The organism is Marinobacter sp. MBR-99, from assembly GCF_040547575.1.
Taxonomy (GTDB): domain Bacteria; phylum Pseudomonadota; class Gammaproteobacteria; order Pseudomonadales; family Oleiphilaceae; genus Marinobacter.
The window spans coordinates 12561-32450 of sequence record NZ_JBEPPY010000020.1 but is presented as its reverse complement, the minus strand read 5'-3'; the positions used below and the strand labels follow the sequence as shown (position 1 = coordinate 32450).

At 54.4% G+C, this 19890-nt stretch carries 22 protein-coding genes and 1 pseudogene; 10 read left to right on the top strand and 13 right to left on the bottom strand.

Features of this window, described 5'->3' with window-relative positions; all coding sequences use genetic code 11:
- Positions 1 to 24: 24 nt before the first annotated feature.
- From ABIE59_RS15900 to pilB, 7 genes are all read right to left on the bottom strand, one after another.
- Positions 25 to 2379, bottom strand: a complete 2355-nt coding sequence (locus ABIE59_RS15900) for a hybrid sensor histidine kinase/response regulator (RefSeq protein WP_354448455.1) — start codon at positions 2377 to 2379, stop codon at positions 25 to 27.
- Between the two features lie 43 nt (positions 2380 to 2422).
- Positions 2423 to 3172: a tRNA (N6-threonylcarbamoyladenosine(37)-N6)-methyltransferase TrmO gene (gene tsaA / locus ABIE59_RS15895; RefSeq protein ID WP_354448453.1), complete on the bottom strand. Its 750-nt coding sequence runs from the start codon at positions 3170 to 3172 to the stop codon at positions 2423 to 2425.
- Position 3173: 1 nt separating this feature from the next.
- Positions 3174 to 4172 (bottom strand): hypothetical protein, encoded by a 999-nt coding sequence (locus ABIE59_RS15890; RefSeq protein ID WP_286922195.1) that lies wholly within the window; start codon positions 4170 to 4172, stop codon positions 3174 to 3176.
- Between the two features lie 82 nt (positions 4173 to 4254).
- Positions 4255 to 4860 carry a dephospho-CoA kinase gene (gene coaE, locus ABIE59_RS15885; RefSeq protein WP_286922194.1) on the bottom strand — a complete coding sequence of 202 codons (606 nt, stop codon included), beginning with the start codon at positions 4858 to 4860 and terminating at the stop codon, positions 4255 to 4257.
- Positions 4861 to 4999: 139 nt separating this feature from the next.
- Positions 5000 to 5875, bottom strand: a complete 876-nt coding sequence (locus tag ABIE59_RS15880; protein WP_354448450.1) for a prepilin peptidase — start codon at positions 5873 to 5875, stop codon at positions 5000 to 5002.
- A gap of 73 nt (positions 5876 to 5948) precedes the next feature.
- The gene (locus ABIE59_RS15875) at positions 5949 to 7169 is read right to left on the bottom strand and encodes a type II secretion system F family protein (RefSeq protein ID WP_354448448.1); all 1221 of its coding nucleotides are present in this window, start codon (positions 7167 to 7169) and stop codon (positions 5949 to 5951) included.
- Positions 7170 to 7171: 2 nt separating this feature from the next.
- Positions 7172 to 8884: a type IV-A pilus assembly ATPase PilB gene (pilB, locus tag ABIE59_RS15870; RefSeq protein ID WP_354448446.1), complete on the bottom strand. Its 1713-nt coding sequence runs from the start codon at positions 8882 to 8884 to the stop codon at positions 7172 to 7174.
- 101 nt (positions 8885 to 8985) lie between these two features.
- On the opposite strand from pilB, the gene ABIE59_RS15865 reads away from it, so the two are divergent.
- Both ABIE59_RS15865 and ABIE59_RS15860 read left to right on the top strand, forming a co-directional pair.
- The gene (locus ABIE59_RS15865; RefSeq protein ID WP_354448444.1) at positions 8986 to 9768 is read left to right on the top strand and encodes a pilin; all 783 of its coding nucleotides are present in this window, start codon (positions 8986 to 8988) and stop codon (positions 9766 to 9768) included.
- A 907-nt stretch (positions 9769 to 10675) separates the two neighbouring features.
- Positions 10676 to 11380, top strand: a pseudogene (locus tag ABIE59_RS15860) (IS1380 family transposase); the annotation flags it as partial.
- A 213-nt stretch (positions 11381 to 11593) separates the two neighbouring features.
- Here ABIE59_RS15860 and ABIE59_RS15855 read toward each other — a convergent pair.
- Complete coding sequence (locus ABIE59_RS15855) at positions 11594 to 12592, bottom strand: transposase (RefSeq protein WP_354448442.1); 999 nt, start codon at positions 12590 to 12592, stop codon at positions 11594 to 11596.
- Between the two features lie 119 nt (positions 12593 to 12711).
- Here ABIE59_RS15855 and ABIE59_RS15850 point away from each other — a divergent pair, with 119 nt between their 5' ends.
- The 4 genes from ABIE59_RS15850 to ABIE59_RS15830 all read left to right on the top strand — a co-directional run bounded on the left by ABIE59_RS15850 (position 12712) and on the right by ABIE59_RS15830 (position 14360).
- Positions 12712 to 12981: a BrnT family toxin gene (locus ABIE59_RS15850; protein ID WP_354448440.1), complete on the top strand. Its 270-nt coding sequence runs from the start codon at positions 12712 to 12714 to the stop codon at positions 12979 to 12981.
- Positions 12965 to 13270 (top strand): BrnA antitoxin family protein, encoded by a 306-nt coding sequence (locus ABIE59_RS15845; RefSeq protein WP_354448438.1) that lies wholly within the window; start codon positions 12965 to 12967, stop codon positions 13268 to 13270. The genes ABIE59_RS15850 and ABIE59_RS15845 overlap by 17 nt, the downstream gene beginning before the upstream one ends.
- Positions 13271 to 13540: 270 nt before the next feature.
- Positions 13541 to 13984 carry a pilin gene (locus tag ABIE59_RS15835; RefSeq protein WP_354448436.1) on the top strand — a complete coding sequence of 148 codons (444 nt, stop codon included), beginning with the start codon at positions 13541 to 13543 and terminating at the stop codon, positions 13982 to 13984.
- A gap of 76 nt (positions 13985 to 14060) precedes the next feature.
- Entirely contained in the window at positions 14061 to 14360 is a 300-nt protein-coding gene (locus ABIE59_RS15830; RefSeq protein WP_197463813.1) for a HigA family addiction module antitoxin, read from the top strand.
- A gap of 86 nt (positions 14361 to 14446) precedes the next feature.
- Here ABIE59_RS15830 and ABIE59_RS15825 read toward each other — a convergent pair whose 3' ends face one another.
- Positions 14447 to 15229, bottom strand: a complete 783-nt coding sequence (locus tag ABIE59_RS15825) for a transposase (protein WP_354448434.1) — start codon at positions 15227 to 15229, stop codon at positions 14447 to 14449.
- A gap of 2 nt (positions 15230 to 15231) precedes the next feature.
- On the bottom strand, positions 15232 to 15447 hold the full coding sequence (locus tag ABIE59_RS15820) for a hypothetical protein (protein ID WP_354448432.1): 216 nt from the start codon (positions 15445 to 15447) through the stop codon (positions 15232 to 15234).
- Positions 15448 to 15565: 118 nt separating this feature from the next.
- Here ABIE59_RS15820 and ABIE59_RS15815 point away from each other — a divergent pair, with 118 nt between their 5' ends.
- From ABIE59_RS15815 to ABIE59_RS15805, 3 genes are all read left to right on the top strand, one after another.
- Positions 15566 to 15946 carry a type II toxin-antitoxin system RelE/ParE family toxin gene (locus tag ABIE59_RS15815; protein WP_269063700.1) on the top strand — a complete coding sequence of 127 codons (381 nt, stop codon included), beginning with the start codon at positions 15566 to 15568 and terminating at the stop codon, positions 15944 to 15946.
- Positions 15933 to 16256, top strand: coding sequence for a helix-turn-helix domain-containing protein (locus ABIE59_RS15810; RefSeq protein WP_354448430.1), 324 nt, complete (start codon positions 15933 to 15935; stop codon positions 16254 to 16256). Before ABIE59_RS15815 ends, ABIE59_RS15810 begins: the two co-directional genes overlap by 14 nt.
- Before the next feature lie 610 nt (positions 16257 to 16866).
- Positions 16867 to 17259, top strand: a complete 393-nt coding sequence (locus tag ABIE59_RS15805; protein ID WP_354448428.1) for a DUF1622 domain-containing protein — start codon at positions 16867 to 16869, stop codon at positions 17257 to 17259.
- A gap of 72 nt (positions 17260 to 17331) precedes the next feature.
- Here ABIE59_RS15805 and ppnP read toward each other — a convergent pair whose 3' ends face one another.
- From ppnP to ABIE59_RS15790, 3 genes are all read right to left on the bottom strand, one after another.
- Positions 17332 to 17613, bottom strand: coding sequence for a pyrimidine/purine nucleoside phosphorylase (ppnP, locus tag ABIE59_RS15800; protein ID WP_286250885.1), 282 nt, complete (start codon positions 17611 to 17613; stop codon positions 17332 to 17334).
- A gap of 16 nt (positions 17614 to 17629) precedes the next feature.
- Complete coding sequence (locus tag ABIE59_RS15795) at positions 17630 to 18016, bottom strand: glutaredoxin family protein (RefSeq protein ID WP_354448426.1); 387 nt, start codon at positions 18014 to 18016, stop codon at positions 17630 to 17632.
- Between the two features lie 154 nt (positions 18017 to 18170).
- Positions 18171 to 18929: a hypothetical protein gene (locus ABIE59_RS15790; protein WP_354448424.1), complete on the bottom strand. Its 759-nt coding sequence runs from the start codon at positions 18927 to 18929 to the stop codon at positions 18171 to 18173.
- A gap of 207 nt (positions 18930 to 19136) precedes the next feature.
- On the opposite strand from ABIE59_RS15790, the gene ABIE59_RS15785 reads away from it, so the two are divergent.
- Complete coding sequence (locus ABIE59_RS15785; RefSeq protein ID WP_354448422.1) at positions 19137 to 19850, top strand: Fic family protein; 714 nt, start codon at positions 19137 to 19139, stop codon at positions 19848 to 19850.
- Positions 19851 to 19890 lie beyond the last annotated feature (40 nt).

Sequence of the window (19890 nt, the reverse complement as noted above, 5' to 3'; positions counted from 1 at the left end):
GGGCTGTGGGTAACATGCCGGTACTCAGGATTCAGCAACGGCCTGACAGTATTGTTCCAGTACTGCCCGCAGCATTTCAAGGTTGACAGGCTTGGCAACAAACGCATCCATACCCGCCGCCCGGCATCTTTCTTCGTCTTCTTCCATGGCGCTGGCGGTTAGCGCCACCACCGGTACCCTGGCCCTGTGGTGGTCATCTTCCCAGCGGCGCAACCGTCTGGTGGCCTCAAAACCATCCATACGTGGCATCACGCAATCCATGAAGATCAGGTCAAACTGGTGCCACTGCCATAGGGCAGACGCGGCCTGGCCGTCGTTGGCGGTCATTACCTCGCAGCCAAGCTTTTCCAGCAGCCGACGGGTGAGGGTGCGGTTTACCGGGTTGTCTTCAACCAGGAGCACCCGCATGCGGCCACATGGGATTTCCCGATGCTTTATGGTGACATCCGATATGGCCTGCAGTGAGAAACGGGTCAGGAAGCGGCGCTCCTGTTTTTCAACGTCCAGAAACAGTTGGTTGAGGATGGGAATCAGGTAGGATTCCCGCAGCGATTTGCTCAGGAAAGCATCCGCGCCCGCCTGTCGAAAATGTTCAGCATCACCGCGCTGTGGATTGGACGAGAGAATCAGTAGCCGCATGTCGGCCCACTGCGGGTTGCTGCGAATCTGTCGGCATAAGAGATCGCTGTCCATATCCGGCACAAATCCATCAAGAATGATGGCATGGTATGGGTCGCCGGCATCGAAGGCCTGGCGTAGCGACGTCAGGGCTTCACCGGCGGCTTTCACTGCTTCGATCTGAACCTCGTATCGGGACAACATTTCCAGCGTGATCTTGCGTGACAGCTCATAAGAATCCACCACCAGAATCTTTCGACCCCGGACCATGTGGGAATCTGGCCGAATTCGGGTTGAGGCATCTCCGGCCGCCTGCAGGGTTAGCTCCACCCAGAACGTGGAGCCTTGCCCGGGACGGCTTTCCAGGTCCATGGAGCCACCCATCAGATCAACCAGTTGGCGGCAAATGGTAAGCCCCAGGCCCGCGCCAGGCAGTTGCCGCTGGAAACGTTGGCCCAGTTGCACGTAGGGTTCATACACCAGCGGAATGTCTTCGGGGTTAATGCCTACGCCGGTATCTTCAACAGCGAGTCGTAAACGGACATTGCCTTCCTTCCGGCCGAGTACCTCTATGCTGATCAGCACATGGCCGGAATCGGTAAATTTGATGGCGTTAGAAAGCAGGTTGAGCAATATCTGGCGCAATCTCACCGGGTCGCCCACCATGGCCCAGGGCAGGTTCTCGTCAACCCGTATTTCAAGAGCCAGGCCTTTTTCCCTGGCCCGCGAACCCAGCATGTGAATCAGATCGTTGAGGGTTTCCCTGAGGTCGAACGGAATGGCTTCCAGTTCCAGCTTACCGGCTTCCATACTGGAGATGTCCAGCAGGTCATTGATAATGGCCGACAGGCTTTCAGACGCGTTAAGCAGTGTGCTGACATACTCCCGCTGCTCCTGGTCCAGAGGGGTGTCGGTCAGAAGGTTGGCGTAACCCAACACAGACTGCAGCGGAATGCGCAGCTCGTGGCTGACATTGGCCAGAAACTGGTTTTTGGCATGGTTGGCCCGAATGGCTTCATCGCGCTCGCCCTGGGTTTTGATCGTGGTCTGGCGCAGTGAGCGGGTGTCTTCCAGAATCTGCAGGCGCATCTTGTTGAGAGCCTGCTCAAGCTCTGACAGCTCATCCGGCCGGCGGGGCGGCTTCCGGCGTAACTGAAGTGGGTCAACCAGGGCATCGAGGTTTAGCTTGGCGGCGTAGTCTGCCATGGTTTCCAGGTGGCGGGACAAGGTCACCCGCACAATCAGCAGTAACCCCAGCGTGCCGAACATAACCACAATGGACTGGAACAACAGGTTCATCAAAGCCTGATCCAGCACATTGTCGTAAATTTGCTCAACGGAGGAGACCACCGTTAGCTCCCCGACTCGCCGGGGCTGGTCAAACGTGGAGCGATTGAACTCAAGGGGAAAGGTCTGGGAAATCACCCGGCCTTCGGGGTATTGGCCGGTGTTGAATTCTTCGCCCGTGGTGGTGATCACGCGGGCATATTGTATCGACGGCACGGTTCGCATGTCGTCAAGGCTGTTGGCCACCTCGCTGAAGTTCATTACCCACAGGTTGGTGCCCATGCTCCCGGATATCAGCTCAACGGCCCGCCCCTGGCTCGACCGAAGTTCTGCTTTCTGGCGATCAAACTCGCCAATCATCTGAACACCAGTTGCCACGAGGGAGAGAATCAGGCTGTAAAGCAGCACCCACCCCAGCAGGCGGAGAGCCAGCGGGCGAACACCTAAACGCTTTAAAAACCGGTTGGAAAGCAAGGCACAAGTTCCCTGTGTCGACTACAAAATCACCAGAAGCAGTTTAACAGACGGATATCACTTCCACACGTATCTTTGAATCATCGTTCACGAAACGAAAACGCACATTCAGATCGTAAAGGTTGGCGCCGTAGATTCGCTCCTCGTCTCGCCCACGGCGAAAGGATGGCCTGGGGTCGTAGCTCACCACGTCTTCGATTAATGCCCGTACATCTGGATAGTCATCGGGTGGCAGGCCCGCGAGCTGCTCTGAGGCCTGTGGGCTGAACACTACGTCGGCGCGCTCAGTTGGCGCAGATTCCGCCCAGCCGAGCGAAGCCTCCGGCACCGAATCGGCAAACGGCAAATAGGGTTTGATATCTAATATTGGCGTGCCTTCGATCAGGTCGTGGTCGCTAATGCGCAGAACCAGCTGCCCGTTTTTGCGAATCAACCCTTCGTTCCTGACCACTGACAAACCAAGGCTGTTAGGCCTGAAAGGCGAGCGACTGGCGAAGACGCCGATCTTTTTGTTACCGCCTAGCCGTGGGGGGCGAACCACTGGCCGCCACTCGGCACGAATGGCCTCGTGGAACTGAAACGTAAGCCACAGATGACTGGCGGTTTCCAGGCCCCGAAAGGCGTCCTCCCGGTCAAACGGGCTCTGGATCAGCAGCTCAGCATGGGCATGGCGCGTAAGCCCCGGTTGGCGTGGCACCCCGAACTTGTCTTTGAAGCAAGAGTGGGTAATGGCAATGGGGGTGAGGGTGAGAGCCTGGTCTGCCGGTCGGGATTTGTGGCGTGGTCTGGTCATATCATTGCCGGTCAATGGTTCCTGAGAAGTACATTTCGATACGGAACACCACCGAGGCCTGATCTTTGAAACCCTCTTCTCTGGGAAACTCCAGGGCTGGAATCAGTTCCGCAAACAGCCAATCTTCGTACAAGCGATAACGCCATGTGAGATCGGCAAAGTAGGACGTGGTTCGCCACGATGGCTGACTTTCACCAAGGGCCCCCAGCCTGGGGGTGAGGACGGAACGATGGCTGAGCCGTTTACGCGTACTGAAGATTTGTGCTGCCTCAAACTTGCGGTCCTGGTGCAACCACTCGAGCTCCGATGACGTGTAGAAATGCCAGCCGTTGCCAAGTGACCGGTCTGCGCCGAACCATGACCGCGCGCCCCATCCCCGGGTATGGTAGTAGTATACCCGCTGCTGTACATTCAGCGCCCAGGCATCATCCAGTTGCCAGCCCTTGCTGGCGGTGGTTCGCCAGAACATTTCCGGTGGCAATCTCAGGCGGCCGCCCACATCGGTGGACAGGTTGATGGCGTCGCCCACCTGTGAAAGGAAACGCAGGGCGCCGGTGGTTTCCGTATCGGTACGGTTGGGCTCTGTGAGTTGTCGGTCCCGTTCCCTTTCACCAAGCGGGATCAGCTCATCGCTTTCACTTTCGATGACCAGGCGCAACTTTTTCTGGGTGGTGGGCACGTCCAGCCGGAACCTCAGCTCCGGTTTGAATTGCGCCGGATCACTGTACTCGGATTCTGCCGCAAACCCGACTCTCAGATAACTCTCATTGTTTGGAAGCGAATGAGAAGATCGGGACAAAGTGCGATCTGTCCAGGCGCCAAAGTTCTGGACCGTGCTGCCATGAATGCGCTCCTGTCGGATGACCCAGTTGCTGAAGTTCATCCACCAGGAGTCTTCTGGTTCCGCCCAGTATTCATCGGGTTCAAACGTGTAGAACGAATACGGGAGTGATTCCGGTGCCAGCACATCCGGAATGGCGGAATCTCTTACCGTAAACACGGGCTCTGCTGCATGAGCGAGCGATGAGACCAGCAACGTATAAAGTAAAAGCGGGGCGGCCAGATGTCTCGGCCGGGGCTCCTTAACGAAACTCAAACAGGAACCGATTATGCAATTCACAAACCTGGCGCTCCACATCCTGTAAAGGGCGGTTGTTGTCGATAACAGCGTCTGCCCGTGAACGCCGCTCATCCCTGGCCATCTGCGCAGCCATAATGCGCTCTACCTGAACCCGGCTATTATCGTCCCGGGCCATGGTGCGTTCAATCTGAATGTGTTCGGGCACATCAACCACCACCACGCGATCCACCAGTTCATGTTGGTCGGTTTCCAGGAGTAATGGCGAAACCAGCAGCGCATAAGGCTGGGAATTGGGGACTTCTGGTGATTTCAGTTGCCTGACTAGCTCCTCGCGGATGACCGGATGTAACAGGCGTTCGAGCCAGTTTCGCTCTTCTGGGTTCTCAAACACCCGCTGCCGAAGCGCTGCCCTGTCCAGTGCGCCGTCTGCCTGCAGAATGTCGCGGCCAAAGCGCTCAGCAATCGCGGCCAACCCAGCCGTTCCAGGCTCAACCACCTCCCGCGCCACATCATCCGCATCCACCCAGTGCACGCCCAAATCCCCAAAGATACGCACCACCGTAGACTTCCCGGAACCAATCCCGCCAGTTAAACCAACAATCTTCAAATAAATACCCCAACAACCAGTCTACAAAGGGGCCTGGCCCCGAACGGACACCAAACCAACCAGTCTACAAAGGGGTCTGACCCCGAATGGGGTCAGACCCCACCCTTCTGCCCGAGCCAATCACCTAAGCCGCGACACCCTAAACCCCCAAAAAACCAAACCAAATCGCCTGAATCTCCACCCCAAACCACAAACAAAGCAACCCAGCTGCCGCCAGATAAGGCCCAAAAGGAATAGGCACCTCACGCCCATGTTTTTTGAACACCATCAGCGCAATACCAACCACCGCCCCCACCAGGGACGACAGCAAAATCACCGCCGGCAACAACTGCCACCCCAGCCAGGCGCCCAGAGCCGCCAACAGCTTGAAATCCCCGTGGCCCATGCCTTCCTTGCCAGTCACCAGCTTGAATAGCCAGTACACAGACCACAGCGACAAGTACCCGGCAACGGCACCCCAAAAGGCACTGTTAAAGTCCGTCAGTACGCCAAAATAATTCAACACCAGCCCCAGCCACATTAGCGGCAGGGTAATGCTGTCTGGCAACAGCTGCGTGTCGAAATCGATCATCGTCAGCGCCACCAGGGCCCAAACCAGCAGCAAGGCCCAAAGCGCCGCTTCCGTCGGCCCCAGCAAAGCGATGGTCACCGCTGAGAAGATCGCTGTGATGGCTTCAATAATCGGGTAGCGCGGTGAAATCGACGTTCCACAAGAGGAGCACTTGCCTCGCAGTACTAGCCAGCTGATCACCGGGATATTCTCCCAGGCCCGAATCTGGTGGCCGCAGGAGGGGCAGGTGGATGCGGGTTTTGAAAGGGAGATTGGTGTCTCCTGCTTTCTCTGCTTCTCCGGTACTTCCAGGAATTCTTCACACTGGCAACGCCATTCCTGCTGCATCATTTTTGGCAGGCGTAAGATGACTACGTTCAGGAAGCTGCCGATGCAGAGGGAGAGTAGGGTGACGGTTAGGTATAGGAGCCAGGGGGTGGAGAGGAATTGGTCTAGAGAGGGCATTCAAAAACTCATTGATAAGATTGATTGAGTGCCTGCTCCCCGAAAAGGGCGGGGAGCAGGAAAGGGCGGGTGCTTAGCCAACAACCTGGCCCATTTGGAAGATTGGCAGGTACATGGCGATGATCAAGCCGCCTACCAGTACACCCAGAACCGCCATAATCATGGGCTCCATCAGGGCAGTCAGGTTGTCAACCATGTCGTCCACCACGGCCTCATAGTGCTCGGCGACTTTGCGCAGCATTTCGTCCAGGTTACCGGATTCTTCGCCGATGGCGGTGAGCTGCACCGCCATTACCGGGAAGATATCCTGTTGACGCATCGTAGCCTGTAGTTGCGTGCCGCTTGAGACATCGTTTTTGATTCTCATGATGGCATCCCGGTATACCGCGTTACCGGTGGCGCCGGCTACGGAGTCCAGTGCGTCGACCAGTGGAACACCGGCGGCGAAGGTGGTGGAGAGAACTCGGCCGAACTTGGCAACCGCAGATTTATCCAGGATCTCGCCAACAACTGGCAGCTTGAGGACATATTTATCCACAATGTCAGAGAATTTCTGGGAGCGGCGTTTGGATTCTTTGAATAGGAAAATGGTACCCACAATGCCAAGCAGCACAACAAACCACCAGGTCTGCAGCCAATCGGATAGCCTTACTACCATTTGAGTGAACACCGGCAAGTCAGCCCCAAATCCCTGGAAAAGGCTTTCAAACTGAGGGACAACTTTGACCAGCAGAATTGCTGTTACCACTATTGCAACAATGATGACCGCAACGGGGTAAGTCATCGCTTTCTTGACTTTCTTCTTGAGTAATTCAGTTTTCTCAAGGTAGGTCGCGATTCGGTCGAGCATTTGCTCCAAAGCGCCAGCCTTTTCGCCGGAATCCACCAAGTTGCAGTACAAATCGTCAAAATACTTTGGGTGTTTACGTAGCGCTGCGGCAAAACCCGTGCCCGACGAGATATCGTTCCGGATACTCATCACCAGTTCCTGCAAGCCTTTATTTTCAAGTCCGTCCGCCACAATATCGAAGCTCTGAACTAACGGTACGCCTGCTTTCATCATAGTGGCCAGTTGGCGGGTCAGCATCGCAATATCAAACGGCGTGATCTTCTTGCTGCCACCAAACAACGGCTTGGGCTTCTTCTTAACCTTGTCCGGGATAATGCCCTGCTTACGTAGCTGGGCTTTAACAAGAGCCAAGTTTGAGCCCGTGAGCTCTCCCTTAGTCTTATTGCCCTTCCGGTCTTTGCCTTCCCAAACGTACGATTCCAGCTTCTGCGCTTTTTCTGCCATGCTTAATCCTTCGTCACGCGGTTGGCTTCCTCAAGGCTGGTCACCCCTTCCATTACTTTCAGAAGGGCGGATTGCCTCAGGTTGCGGAAGCCTTCTGCCTGCGCTTGTTTTGCAATTTTTATGGAACTGGCCTCTTCCATAATCATGCTCGCCAGTTCTTCGGTAATCTTCACCACCTCGTAAATACCGACGCGGCCCTTGTATCCATTAGTGCATTTATCACAGCCCTTGGGGCGGTACAACGTGAAGCCTGTATCAATTTGTTCTTGTGTGAACCCTTCCTTCAAAAGCACGTCTTTGGGTACGTCTGCAGGCTGTTTGCAGCTGCACAGGCGCCGGCCAAGGCGCTGGGCAATAATCAGGCTCACGGACGTGGCAATGTTGAATGCAGGCACGCCCATGTTCATCATTCGAGTCAGAGTTTCCGCAGCGCTGTTGGTGTGAAGGGTAGACAGAACCAAGTGCCCTGTTTGTGCTGCTTTGATCGCAATGTTCGCGGTTTCCAGATCCCGGATCTCACCTACCATGATCACATCCGGATCTTGCCGCAGGAAGGCTCGAAGCGCTTCGGCAAATCCCAGGCCCACTTTGGTGTTTACGTTAACCTGGTTGATGCCTTCCAGGTTAATTTCCGCCGGGTCTTCTGCCGTGGAAATGTTGATGCCTGGAGTGTTCAGAATATTCAGGCCGGTATACAGAGATACGGTTTTACCGGAACCTGTTGGCCCGGTTACCAGGATCATCCCTTGGGGTTGTGCGAGGGCATCCATATATAGCTGCTTCTGATCCTCCTCGTAGCCCAATACGTCGATGCCCAGCTTGGCCTGGCTTGGGTCCAGAATCCGCAGAACGATCTTCTCACCCCACAGGGTGGGGAGGGTGTTCACCCGGAAGTCGATGGCCTTGGTCTTGGATAGCTTCATTTTAATTCGGCCATCCTGAGGAATCCGGCGCTCCGAGATATCCAGCTGCGCCATGATCTTTACGCGAGCGGAGATTTTTGGTGCGAGCTTGATGGAGGGGCGGGAGATCTCTTTGAGGATGCCGTCTGTCCGGTAGCGAACTCGATAGATTTTCTCATAAGGCTCGAAGTGGATATCGGAAGCGCCGCCGCGAATGGCATCAAGCAGCATCTTGTTCACATACTTAACAATCGGGGCGTCATCTACTTCGGTAGCGCTGACTGCACCGTCGTCGTCCTGGTCGCCGCCCTCCGTTTCGACGCCCTCCAGGTCGGCATCGTCCAGGTCACCCATGGTGGTGTCCTGGGATTCGAGATACTTGTCGATCGCGGCCCGTAGCTTCGCGTCGTCCACAAGAATAGCGTCAGTGCTCAGGCCGGTGTTGAACTTGATTTCGTCCAGTGCCTGAATATTTGTCGGGTCTGATACAGCGATGAACAGCCTGTTGCCTCGTTTATACAGGGGCAGGGCGTTATGCTTCCGCACTAGCTTCTCGTCAACCACCTTCTCCGGCATCATTTCCGGAAGGAAGGAATCCAAATCCAGTACCGAGACGCCAAACTCCATGGCAGCAGAGAACGCTAGCTTGGAACTGTCCGCAAGGTGGTTCTGGGTCAGGTAGGTGATCAGTGGGATGCGGTTCTGGGAGGCCTGTAGGAATGCATCCTTGGCGGTATCTTCATCCAGAAGCCCGTCTTCCACAAATCGACGGGCCAGGCCCGTCAGGGTCACGTTTCGGTTGCTGCTCGCCATAAATGCTCTGAGAAAAGTCTTGTAAGTGGCTGAATCTCGTGTTTATGAACACAGAGTTTAGATGCATGACCGGGGTTTGGAAAGCGGGGTAGGTCTCAGGTTTGATCTTTCTCAAAGACGTGTCGTTGAAATGTGCTTGTCGACTTATGCTTGGGTTGGGTGACAAAAAACGTCACTCCTGGACGTGGTGGGGCGAGGTTTTTACAGGTTTGCCTTATGTGATGCGTGTCACAAAGGGTTGCAACGCCCTGAATGCGCGTTTGTTTTTAACATTATCTTGCAATTGGCATGGTAACTGCCTAGGTTACACCACGCTCAGCGCGGATACGTGGCAAAGCTCCACCGCCCCGGAGCTGGATAAACGAAAAATGACAACTCTTGAGGTTGATAACATGCAAAAGATTCAGATGAACAAAGGTCAGCAGGGTTTTACTCTGATCGAACTGATGATCGTTGTGGCGATTATTGGTATTTTGGCGGCTGTGGCTATTCCGCAGTATCAGAGCTACATCTCCAAGTCTCAGGTCAGCCGGGTAATGGCTGAAGCTGGACAAATCCGGACCGCTGTCGAAAACTGTATTCTGGACGGCCGTACTGCAATTGGTGATGCCGCTGGCCAGTGTGATCCGGGCGCGACAGGTTCTAACCTGGTAACGGGTGCATCTCAAACCAGCTACACTCTGCCGACTGGCACTGGTGTTCCGCAGGTTTCTCCAGATCCTCTGACATCTACATCTGTTATTACTGCAACCTTTGGAAATAATGCATCTGCAGTGCTGACTGATGCAGGTGCGACTCTGACCTGGACCCGTCAGACTGATGGTAGCTGGATCTGTGCAACAACCAATGTTCCTGCGAACCTGATTCCGACCGGTTGTAATTGACAGCTGATCATGGACAGGCACTAGCCTTGATTAGTGATCATGGACAGGCACTAGCCTGACCTGATCCCCAAAGGCCCGGAGGTTTCGCCCCCGGGCCTTTGTCGTTTCTGAATGATCATGAAACAAGGATCATGGACAGGCACTGGCCTGCTAAACAAAAATGTGAGAGAGATGCCAATAGGCACACGGCCTGCTAGACTCCTCCCATGAAGCAAATTAACTGGAAAGTAATTGAGCATGGACAGGCACAAGCCGAAAGGTTGATCATGGACAGGCACTAGCCTGACCAGATCCCCAAAGGCCCGGAGGTTTCGACCCCGGGCCTTTGTCGTTTCTGGCTTTCGGTTCCACTGCGTCTAATTCGGGATTATGACAAAACGGCAGCGGCATTCCGTGGAGAATCCTGGAAACCCACCAATTTCAGGCGAGCGACGTTCTCGGCCGGCATGCCGATACAAGAATTTCAAGAAGGGGGGGGAAGCTAGGCTGCTCTTCGTCGCCGTCCAGGATTCCGGTAATCCTGATAACTGTCCTCAAAAGCCGTGGCCCGGTGGCACCATCGTTCCGGGCTGAGTAATCATGGACAGGCACTAGCCTGACCAGCTCCCCAAAGGCCCGGCGGTTTCGACCCCGGGCCTTTGTCGTTCCTTAGCTGATCTTGGACATGTAACCTTATGGACAGGCACCATAACTGATCATGGACAGGCACTAGCCTGACCAGCTCCCCAAAGGCCCGGCGGTTTCGACCCCGGGCCTTTGTTGTTTCTGGCCGTTCATGGTTGATCATGGACAGGCACTAGCCCGACCCTAGCCCGGATTTCTCATGAAGGGATAAAAAGAAGCGACTAAAAGTGCTATGGTTTCAAGAACCTAACCAATCCACCAAGCACCAGTAGCCGCATCCAGAATGGTACCTCAAAAACTGACCTTCTCGCCACTCTCCCGCCGCCAGATTGAAGCCGATTTCTCCGGAGGCCATATCACCTCGGATGCCGGTGTGTTGTTACTGCGCGAAGTCGACAAACAACACCGGTTAACCCAACGGCTGGCCGAGACTCTGACCGACCAGCGGGATCCCCGGATGATTCGTCATGAGCTCAAGTCCCTGGTCCGGCAACGGGTCTACGGTGTGGCCGGTGGCTACGAAGATCTGAATGACCATGAAGCCCTGCGCTTTGATCAGGCGCTACAAACCGCCACGGGTAACGCCTCCGCTCTGGCTGGCAAATCCACGCTGTGCCGAATGGAACAGGCAATGGACCGGCAAACCATTGTGAAGGCCCATGAGCTGCTCTGGCACCACTTTATTGAACAACACGAAGAGCCGCCGAAGGAAATCGTGCTGGATTTTGACGGCACCGATATCCCGGTGCATGGGGATCAGCCGGGTAAATTCTTTAACCGGTATTACGACCATCACTGCTACTTCCCGCTTTACGTCTTCTGCGGCCGGCACTTGCTGGTGAGCTACCTGCGCACCAGCAATCGGGGTGATGCCCGGCACAGTTGGGCCATTCTGGCGCTGCTGGTGCGATTTATTCGCCAGTATTGGCCACAGACCCGGATCGTATTCCGGGGCGACTCCCACTTCAGCAAGCCCCGACTGCTGGCCTGATTGATCATGGACAGGCACTAGCCTGACTAGATCCCCAAAGGCCCGGCGGTTTCGACTCCCGGGCTTTTGTCGTTTTGGCATCGTGTAATTCGGGGTTATGACAAAACGGCAGCGGCATTCCGTGGAGAATCCTGGAAACCCACCAATTTCAGGCGAGCGACGTTCTCGGCCGGCATGCCGATACAAGAATTTCAAGAAGGGGGGGGGAAGCTAGGCTGCTCTTCGTCGCCGTCCAGGATTCCGGTAATCCTGATAACTGTCCTCAAAAGCCGTGGCCCGGTGGCACCATCGTTCCGGGTCCAGGTTCAGTCGCTCCAGAATCGGCAGCGCCTTTTCATCAATCGCGCCCCGTTTGTCACTCCGGCTGATCCGCCCGGTACAATCCACCAGTTCCAGGTAATCTTCAAAGCTGAACAGTATGCCTCGCTGAAAGCCGTTCCGAATCACGCCTTCAAATCCCAGCAGCGGTTTCAGTGGCACTGAAAAGTCATTCAGCGCCTGCTGCTCTGTTTGCCTTGCTATTGCTTCCGCCAGGTTAAAGATAGGATGAATGCGTTCTTTAATGCTGGTGTGTTCAGAAGTTTCTGGCGTCTCTGCCATGGCAGCTCGTATGGGGTTCAGGTCCACATAGGCCATGCAGGAAAGCAGGGCTTCTTCGGTGTCTAAGGCTTGGGACTTAAAGCGGCTTTCCCAGAAATGACCGGTGCACTCATCTTCCCGGTTGGCCTGTCTCGCAATCGGCTCATTCAGGCATTTCATAAACCAGCTCAAGTCCGCCAACCGCTGCCGGAAGGTTTCTGCGTACTCCTCCACTCGCCGAAGCTCGGCCGCACACAACTCATCACCCCGATGGTACCGCTGTACCAGTGGTGGCCCCTTATAGAGGCTGCACCAGCGCGCCAGCACCTCATCCATGCTCCACGGTTCCACGTCATCCGGGCTGAGCTTCACCACCAGGTGATAGTGGTTCGACATCACCGCATAAGCGGCGACATCTATCGCGAACACAGATGCCAGCAACCGGATTCGCTCTTCAATCCATCCTCGCCGGTGTTCATAACAGTGCCCGGTGGCGCGATCTTGCCCGCACAGGAAGGTGCGGCGCACGCAGCGTGAGATCACGTGGTAGAAGGGGGTATCTGAAACGCTGACCAGTTCTGCTCTGGCTTTGGGCATGGTGAAGTCCTTGTCTTCCTTGACTGTTGACATGTTCCTATCATGCATCAATAATCCTAATCTGTATATATGTACAGCATTTTCTGTTTTAGTGTGTTCCTCTTAAGTCTGCCATTTCTCAAACTCTATTTTTGTATGTACAATAAATTAAGATGAATATTGAATTCGATCCAAGGAAGGATGAGAAAAACACTGAAAAGCACGGTGTTTCGTTAGCTGATGCCGCCAGGCTCGAATGGGATTGGGTGTGGGCTCTAGAGGATTTTCGTAATGATTATGGTGAGCGTCGAATGATTGGATATGGCCCTATAGCCGATCGTGTCTACTGTGTTGTTTACACAGAACGAAAAGGTATCCGCCGCATAATCAGTCTTCGAAAAGCAAATCGTCGGGAGGTGAGGCTTTATGCAGACAAAATCTAAATCTGGTCGGGCGTTTACGCTGCCCTCGAGTGATGAAGAGTCTGGCATTAACGAGGGGATTGCAGAAGACGCAGATACACGCGAGCTCACGGACGAAGAGTTCCGCCGGTTGCGTCCGGTTGGTCGGCCCAAAGCGGAAACCACTAAAGAACGGATAACTATCAGACTTTCACCGGAGGTCGTTGAACAGTTTCGGGCCACAGGCAGCGGCTGGCAAACTCGAATGGACAAGGCGCTTCAGGAGTATCTGAGAACTCACAGTCAGTCCGATATTGAGAGGTTGGGATAATGCACAACAATCGAGGGAATTTACTGCGCTAACCAAGCTACTGTAGCAGAGCGTAAGTTGATAGTGCTGCAAGCAGCTTCAGAACTGGATGATCTAAAAAAAACACCTGTTCACCGGCTTGAAGCGTTGAATGGCGACCGGGAAGGTCAGCACAGTATCCGTATTAACCGGTAGTGGCGGATGCAAACCATCAGGGGCAAGCACAACCTCATTAAACATGGCCCCCATCTTGCTGGACATGTCCTAGTGACCACTCAGCGAGACAGAGCAATGCCCAACCACACCAAAGGTTTCACCCTTATTGAGTTAATGATCGTTGTTGCGATCATCGGCATTTTGGCAGCGGCTGCTATCCCGGTGTATCAGGGGTATGTTGTTAAAACCCAGGTTGGGCGCGCAGTTAGCGAACTGGGTGCCTATCGCTCAGGATTCGAGTCCAACACAACGGGTACTTCTGGTATCAATAACCAGTCTCTCGGTTATAGCCCGTCAAACCTGACCACAGGTGATATTGCTACCGAAATAGGCACCTTGAACGCTGACGGATCTGGTCACCTGCAAGTGACCATGGGGGGCAATGCACACCCGAACCTGGCAGGCGTCATTCTCCGATTCGAGCGCACTGTGGCCGGCGAATGGCGCTGTGTTATCGATACATCAGCCGCTAGCCAATGGCGAGCCAGCTACACGCCAGCAAATTGCGCCGTGCTCTGAAGTTCGTAACCATCGCGTAACCATGGACAGGCGCTAGCCTGCAGAAATTGTTGATTACCACTGAGGAGGTCGCACAATGATTAGCAATGGTATGCGTCCCATTCACCCTGGAGAGATTCTACGGGAAGAGTATCTGGAGCCGCTGGAGATGAGCGTAAATGCGCTCTCGAAGGCCTTGAATGTTCCTGCGACGCGGATGAACGAGATCGTTCGTGAGAACCGGGGCGTTTCCGCAGACACAGCGCTGCGACTCGCTCGTTACTTTGGCACCAGTGCGCGGTTCTGGTTGAACCTGCAAACTGAGTTTGAGCTGCGCCAGGCTCAGATGGGCAAAGAAGCTAAGATTGCTAAGGAGATACAGCCGCACGCTGCCTGAAAACCATAAACCAATAAACCATTATGGACAGGCACTAAACCATTATGGACAGACACTAGCCTGAGTAAGAAAGAAGGGGAGGGAGCCTAAGCCGCTCGTCGTCGCCGTCCAGGATTTCGGTAATCCTGGTAACTGTCCTCAAACGCGGTCGCCCGGCGGCACCATCGTTCCGGGTCCAGATTCAATCGTTCCAGAATCGGCAGCGCCTTTTCATCAATAGCGCCCCGTTTGTCGCTTCGGCTGATCCGCCCGGTGCAATCCACCAGTTCCAGGTAATCTTCAAAGCTGAACAGGATGCCTCGCTGGAAGCCGTTTCGAATCACGCCTTCAAAACCTAGCAGCGGTTTTAACGGCACCGAAAACTCATTCAGCGCCCGCTGTTCCGTTTGTCGTGCAATAGCTTCCGCTAGATCAAAGGTTGGGTGAATGCGTTCTTTAATGCTTGTGTGGTCGGAAGTCTCCGGTGTTTCTGCCATGGCAGCGCGGATTGGGTTCAGATCGACGTAGACCATGCAGGAGAGAAGGGCCTCCTCGGTATCCAGAGCCTGGGATTTGAATCTACTCTCCCAGAAATGGCCCGTGCACTCATCTTCCCGGTTGGCCTGCCTCGCAATTGGCTCATTCAGGCATTTCATAAACCAGCTCAAATCCGCCAACCGCTGCCGGAAGGTTTCAGCGTACTCCTCCACTCGCCGAAGCTCTGCAGCGCATAGCTCATCGCCCCGGTGATACCTCTGCACCAGTGGTGGCCCCTTGTAAAGGCTGCACCAGCGCGCCAGCACCTCATCCATGCTCCACGGCTCCACCTCATCCGGGCTGAGTTTCACCACCAGGTGGTAGTGGTTCGACATCACCGCATACGCGGCCACATCTAGCGCAAACACCGATGCCAGAAGCCGGATTCGCTCTTCAATCCATCCTCGCCTGTGCTCATAACAGCGCCCGGTGGCGCGATCTTGCCCGCACACAGGAAGGTGCGGCGCACGCAGCGTGAGATCACGTGGTAGAAGGGGGTGTCTGAAACGCTGACCAGTTCTGCTCTGGCTTTGGGCATGGTGGGGGCCTTGTCTTCCGTGACTGTTGACATGGTCATATCATGCATCAATAATTAAAAGCTGTATATATGTACAGCACCTTGTTGCCGGATATAACTGGCTTATAAATGTTATTGGTTCGGGTGTTCCACTCAGTGGTATGGTTTGCGTATGATAAGGATCTTCAGAACGAAAACGTTTTATCGATGGATGCGGAAAAACGGAGTGAGCGATGATGATCTCCGCCAGGCAGTTATGGAAATGAATGAAGGTCTGATAGATGCGGATCTTGGTGGTGGAGTTTTTAAGAAAAGGATTGCATCGCACAGTCATGGCAAGAGAGGTGGCTCGAGAGCGCTTGTTGCCACCAACTTGGGTGACCGTTGGTTCTTTGTGTTTGGGTTTGCCAAGAACGAACGTTCAGACCTGTCGGCCAGGGAGTTGCGAGCACTAAAGGCGTTGGCAGCAGATTTGTTGCAGTATTCAGACCAGGAGCTGCAGAAAGCTCACATAAGCAAAGTGTTGAAAGAGATTACTTATGGCAACCACTGAAAGAGACAACCGGCTGTTGAATGAAATTCGAGAAACAGCATTGGAACTCCATGCCGTTGGGTTAATAGGTAAACGGCGACTCGGCGAATACGAAGAGCTGTGTCGCACTGACAGTAGAGAGCTCCCGCCGGAAGAAATCCGGAATATTCGCAGCCAGACCCGTATGAGTCAGGCTGTGTTTGCTGCCATTCTTAATGTGAGTGTTTCAACCGTTCAGAAGTGGGAGACGGGTGAGAAAAAGCCTGCCGGAGCATCGCTGAAATTGTTGAACCTTGTGAGAAGGAAGGGCATCGAGATTTTGTATTTATAATTCCTATCAACCGCCAAAAGGAGTTGCTCTCATGCTGGACAGGGGGCCTGGTCATGGACAGGCTCTAAGATCACTCAACAAGCTACCAAAACCACGCCCACAGCATGGCCATCAGGCAAACCATAACGATCAAACAGGCGGCAACGCACGCCAAAAAAACAACCGGGCGTTGCCGGAAATAGACCGGCTGTGATGACCACGGCGTGAACTTCCCCGTTACCAGTGAGGCAACGCTTACAACGCCCAGTGTCAGAACAAACAAAGCCATTATGATCATGGGCAACTGCCTCCCCCTGTACTGGCTACTATAGCTCTGCCCTGGGGTAGCTGTAACGCAGAGTCCCATCGGGAAATCGCTGCTCAATCAGTTGGATGCTCTGCCCGGGCTGAAGACCGGGCCCGCTGATCATTACCCGTGTCTCAGAACCATCAGCAAGCTGGACTCTCGCCGTCAATAGCCATTAAACATATCACTGAAATCAGGCCATTAGTAAGCGAACCAAATAGTCGTCACTCCAACTCGCACGGCGACAACGTTTTCCACCAGCTACAATCTGAATGAGATGCTGTTCTACGGGCAGCATCTCATGCCCACACACCTGGAGACTTCATGCTCGAAGACCTGACTGTCCGTATCGTGACGACGTTGTTCTACCTGATAAGCCTGTTGGGTGTGGCTGTGGTTACCTGGGGTGTCGCGGAGGCTGTAATTCGTTTCCTCACACTGCTGGCTGGCCACAGGGGCGCTCACGCGAAGCTGGTGAGAAAAACTGCTCGTATTCGTGAGCGCCTGGGTGCTCATCTTCTGTTGGCGCTGGATATTTTTATCGGCGCAGACATCATCAAAAGCGTTATAGCACCCGCATGGGAGCACATTGCCATGCTCGGTGCTGTTGTGCTGATCAGGGTGGTGCTGAGCTACTTTCTGGAGCGGGAAATGGAACGAACTCACCAGTCAGCACAATCTGGCCGTTTATCCGATCACAACGGCGAGGGTGAGTGAATTTGTGAATTTGGGGTCAGACCCCAAGACATTTCACCCCGCCAAATGTTCTGGGGTCTGACCCCAATGTTATTATTCGTAGGTGCAGAAGTAGGCGGTATCTACGTCAGCCTTTACCTTGAAACTAGTGTTGGCCGCTACTTCAAAGGCATCACCGGCTCCGTAGCGGGTCCAGCTATCGCTACCCGGAAGCTGAACGGTTAATGCGCCGCTGACAACGGTCATCACTTCTTTTTTACTGGTGCCGAACTCGTACTCACCGGAACTGATCACACCTACGGTTGCAGGCAGAGACTCACCTTGGAAGGCAATGGATTTTACTTTGCCGTCGAAGTATTCGTTTACGTTTAACATGGTCATTACCCCTTATTTATCCAAACTGCCGATTGAGCCAGGCGTTGATATCACCAGATTCATACATCCATTGCTTCTCACCCTGGTCATTGGTGATCAGCAGGCAGGGCACTTTAACGGCGCCGCCGCCATTCAAAAGATCCTCACGATGCGCCGGGTCATGTTGTGCATCACGCAGCTCGATATTCAGCCCCAGCCGGGCCATCTCTTTACGAACTTTGATGCAAAACGGGCAGGCCCGGAACTGGTAAAGCGCCAGGTTTTCGGTGGCTTTATCAATCGCCGCTTGCTGCTCAGGCGAGCGGCTGATGGCCTTGGGGGTGCTGAGTTTCTCCGAAAGCAACATAAAGGGTGTAAGAACCAACCGAAGCAGACGGAAAAAAGCTCGGATAATCATTCGCATAATAAAGCCTAAGCTATTTGGACATGAACGGATGTGCTGGAAACAGGGCGGCAAGGATACCACGGCTGATCATCTGGGGTCAGACCCCAAGACATTTCACCCCACCAAATGTTCTGGGGTCTGACCCCAAATTGGGATGGCCAACCGCGCACCTCTAAAAGCGGTAGCTTAATCCCAGCAAGCCATAGTGGGCCCAGGCAAAGGTGTAGACGGTGTCGTTATCTGCTCCGCCTTCCAGAGTTCGGTAGCCGAGCCGGCCTTCCAGTTGCGGCGACAGTTGATAGGTTACGGCCACGGCGGCATCAATCGCCCGGCCCTGGGGCGCGCCAAGGCCCTCCACGTCAAACTCCAGAGCCCAGCGCTGGGCCAGTGCCCGGCGGGCCTGAAAAGACAGCAGTGGGACTACGCCAAGGTCTGGGTCATCGGCGCTTGTGGTGCCCTGGCTGAGTCGAACATTGGCATCGCGGACCAGCAGCGTGGCGCCGGCGCTTAGTTTCCAGTCGCCATGTTCAGGCCAGTGATAGCGCCAACCGAGCCGGTAGGTGTTGAATTTATACACGCCTTTTACGCTGCTTCCTGCTTCGAATGTTTCCCCAGCAAAGCGCACATCGTCGGGCAGCGTGCCATGGCCATAAGTGCGTAATGGGGCATAAAGAAGGCTGACGGAATGCTTGTCAGATAGCTGGTAGGCCAGGTGCGCACGCAAATACGGGTCGGCTCCTTGGCCGGTCAGTTTCAGCAGATCAAAGCGATCCCCGGCATTGTCGTTGGGTATCTGAACATCGTTGCGGGAAAGCCAGACGGGCCCGGTTTCGACCGTTAGCGTCCAGTCTCGTGTTTCATCAGCTTTGGCCGATGTCGAGAGAGCAGCGCTTGTGGCCATGGAGAGGGCAAGAAGAAAGAGGCGTGCCATAACGAATAGCTCCCGTTTAAATTTGGGGTCAGACCCCAAGACATTTGGTGACCTGAAATGTTCCGGGGTCTGACCCCAACTTCACGGGAAACCCGACGTTCCGTTCGCTTAGCCAAGGCTACCTTGTTTTGATACCGGCAATCACGTAATACTGGAACGTCCAACAAAGGTACGTTTTCTGTACATTGGCTACTTGAGGTTCCAGTCATGAGCGGGCGCCAGCCTTCTTTCCCAACTGATGTGCATTGGTCGATGAAGCCAAACCGCGATAAGGCGCTCATGCTTGCCCAGCGAGCCGTGTCGGTTTTTGTATACGATGCCGTGCGGCTGGAGGGTATTAATTTCACACTTCCCGAGGTGCAGACCCTGCTGCAAGGCATCACCGTGGGTGGGCATAAACTGAGTGATCAGCAAATCGCCGTCAACCAGGGAGACGCCTGGAAACGGCTGTTTCAGATGATCAGGGCAGGGCAGTTCGCACTGACCAAAGAGTGTGCTACGGAACTTCACGCTATTGCAGCCAAGGAAGAAGCATTGGAGTGGGGATGCTTTCGCACCGGTTCTGTGCTGATTGCGGGTACTGATTACGAACCGCCGCCGGCAAGTGGGCTTCCGGGTCTATTCGAGCGCATGATTGACGCGATGCATCAATATGAGGATGTCTATGACCAGGCCATTCACATCTTCCTGACCATGGCCCGTTGCCAGTTCTTCTACGATGTTAATAAGCGCATGGGCCGGTTTATAATGAACGGCCACCTGCTGAATAACGGATACCCCGCTATTAATATCCCTGCTTCACGTCAGCTGGAGTTCAATGAACTGATGCTGGATTTTTACGAATCTGGTGACCAGAAGGCGATGAACTCGTTTGTCCGAAGCTGCATGGATGAACGGGCCGTGCGAATCATGAAGGAATGATGGGGTCAGACCCCAAGACATTTCACCCCATCAAATGTCC

What these genes read in the sequence shown, in the direction of transcription:
- ABIE59_RS15795 (WP_354448426.1), bottom strand. Translation starts at nt 18,016, where the DNA reads ATGCGAATGATTATCCGAGCTTTTTTCCGTCTGCTTCGGTTGGTTCTT.
- tsaA (WP_354448453.1), bottom strand. Translation starts at nt 3,172, where the DNA reads ATGACCAGACCACGCCACAAATCCCGACCGGCAGACCAGGCTCTCACC.
- ABIE59_RS15815 (WP_269063700.1), top strand. Translation starts at nt 15,566, where the DNA reads ATGATAAGGATCTTCAGAACGAAAACGTTTTATCGATGGATGCGGAAA.
- ABIE59_RS15855 (WP_354448442.1), bottom strand. Translation starts at nt 12,592, where the DNA reads ATGTCAACAGTCAAGGAAGACAAGGACTTCACCATGCCCAAAGCCAGA.
- ABIE59_RS15880 (WP_354448450.1), bottom strand. Translation starts at nt 5,875, where the DNA reads ATGCCCTCTCTAGACCAATTCCTCTCCACCCCCTGGCTCCTATACCTA.
- ABIE59_RS15845 (WP_354448438.1), top strand. Translation starts at nt 12,965, where the DNA reads ATGCAGACAAAATCTAAATCTGGTCGGGCGTTTACGCTGCCCTCGAGT.
- ABIE59_RS15820 (WP_354448432.1), bottom strand. Translation starts at nt 15,447, where the DNA reads ATGTCAACAGTCACGGAAGACAAGGCCCCCACCATGCCCAAAGCCAGA.
- ABIE59_RS15785 (WP_354448422.1), top strand. Translation starts at nt 19,137, where the DNA reads ATGAGCGGGCGCCAGCCTTCTTTCCCAACTGATGTGCATTGGTCGATG.
- ABIE59_RS15835 (WP_354448436.1), top strand. Translation starts at nt 13,541, where the DNA reads ATGCCCAACCACACCAAAGGTTTCACCCTTATTGAGTTAATGATCGTT.
- ABIE59_RS15810 (WP_354448430.1), top strand. Translation starts at nt 15,933, where the DNA reads ATGGCAACCACTGAAAGAGACAACCGGCTGTTGAATGAAATTCGAGAA.
- ABIE59_RS15830 (WP_197463813.1), top strand. Translation starts at nt 14,061, where the DNA reads ATGATTAGCAATGGTATGCGTCCCATTCACCCTGGAGAGATTCTACGG.
- ABIE59_RS15875 (WP_354448448.1), bottom strand. Translation starts at nt 7,169, where the DNA reads ATGGCAGAAAAAGCGCAGAAGCTGGAATCGTACGTTTGGGAAGGCAAA.
- pilB (WP_354448446.1), bottom strand. Translation starts at nt 8,884, where the DNA reads ATGGCGAGCAGCAACCGAAACGTGACCCTGACGGGCCTGGCCCGTCGA.
- ABIE59_RS15790 (WP_354448424.1), bottom strand. Translation starts at nt 18,929, where the DNA reads ATGGCACGCCTCTTTCTTCTTGCCCTCTCCATGGCCACAAGCGCTGCT.
- ABIE59_RS15850 (WP_354448440.1), top strand. Translation starts at nt 12,712, where the DNA reads ATGAATATTGAATTCGATCCAAGGAAGGATGAGAAAAACACTGAAAAG.
- ABIE59_RS15805 (WP_354448428.1), top strand. Translation starts at nt 16,867, where the DNA reads ATGCTCGAAGACCTGACTGTCCGTATCGTGACGACGTTGTTCTACCTG.
- ppnP (WP_286250885.1), bottom strand. Translation starts at nt 17,613, where the DNA reads ATGTTAAACGTAAACGAATACTTCGACGGCAAAGTAAAATCCATTGCC.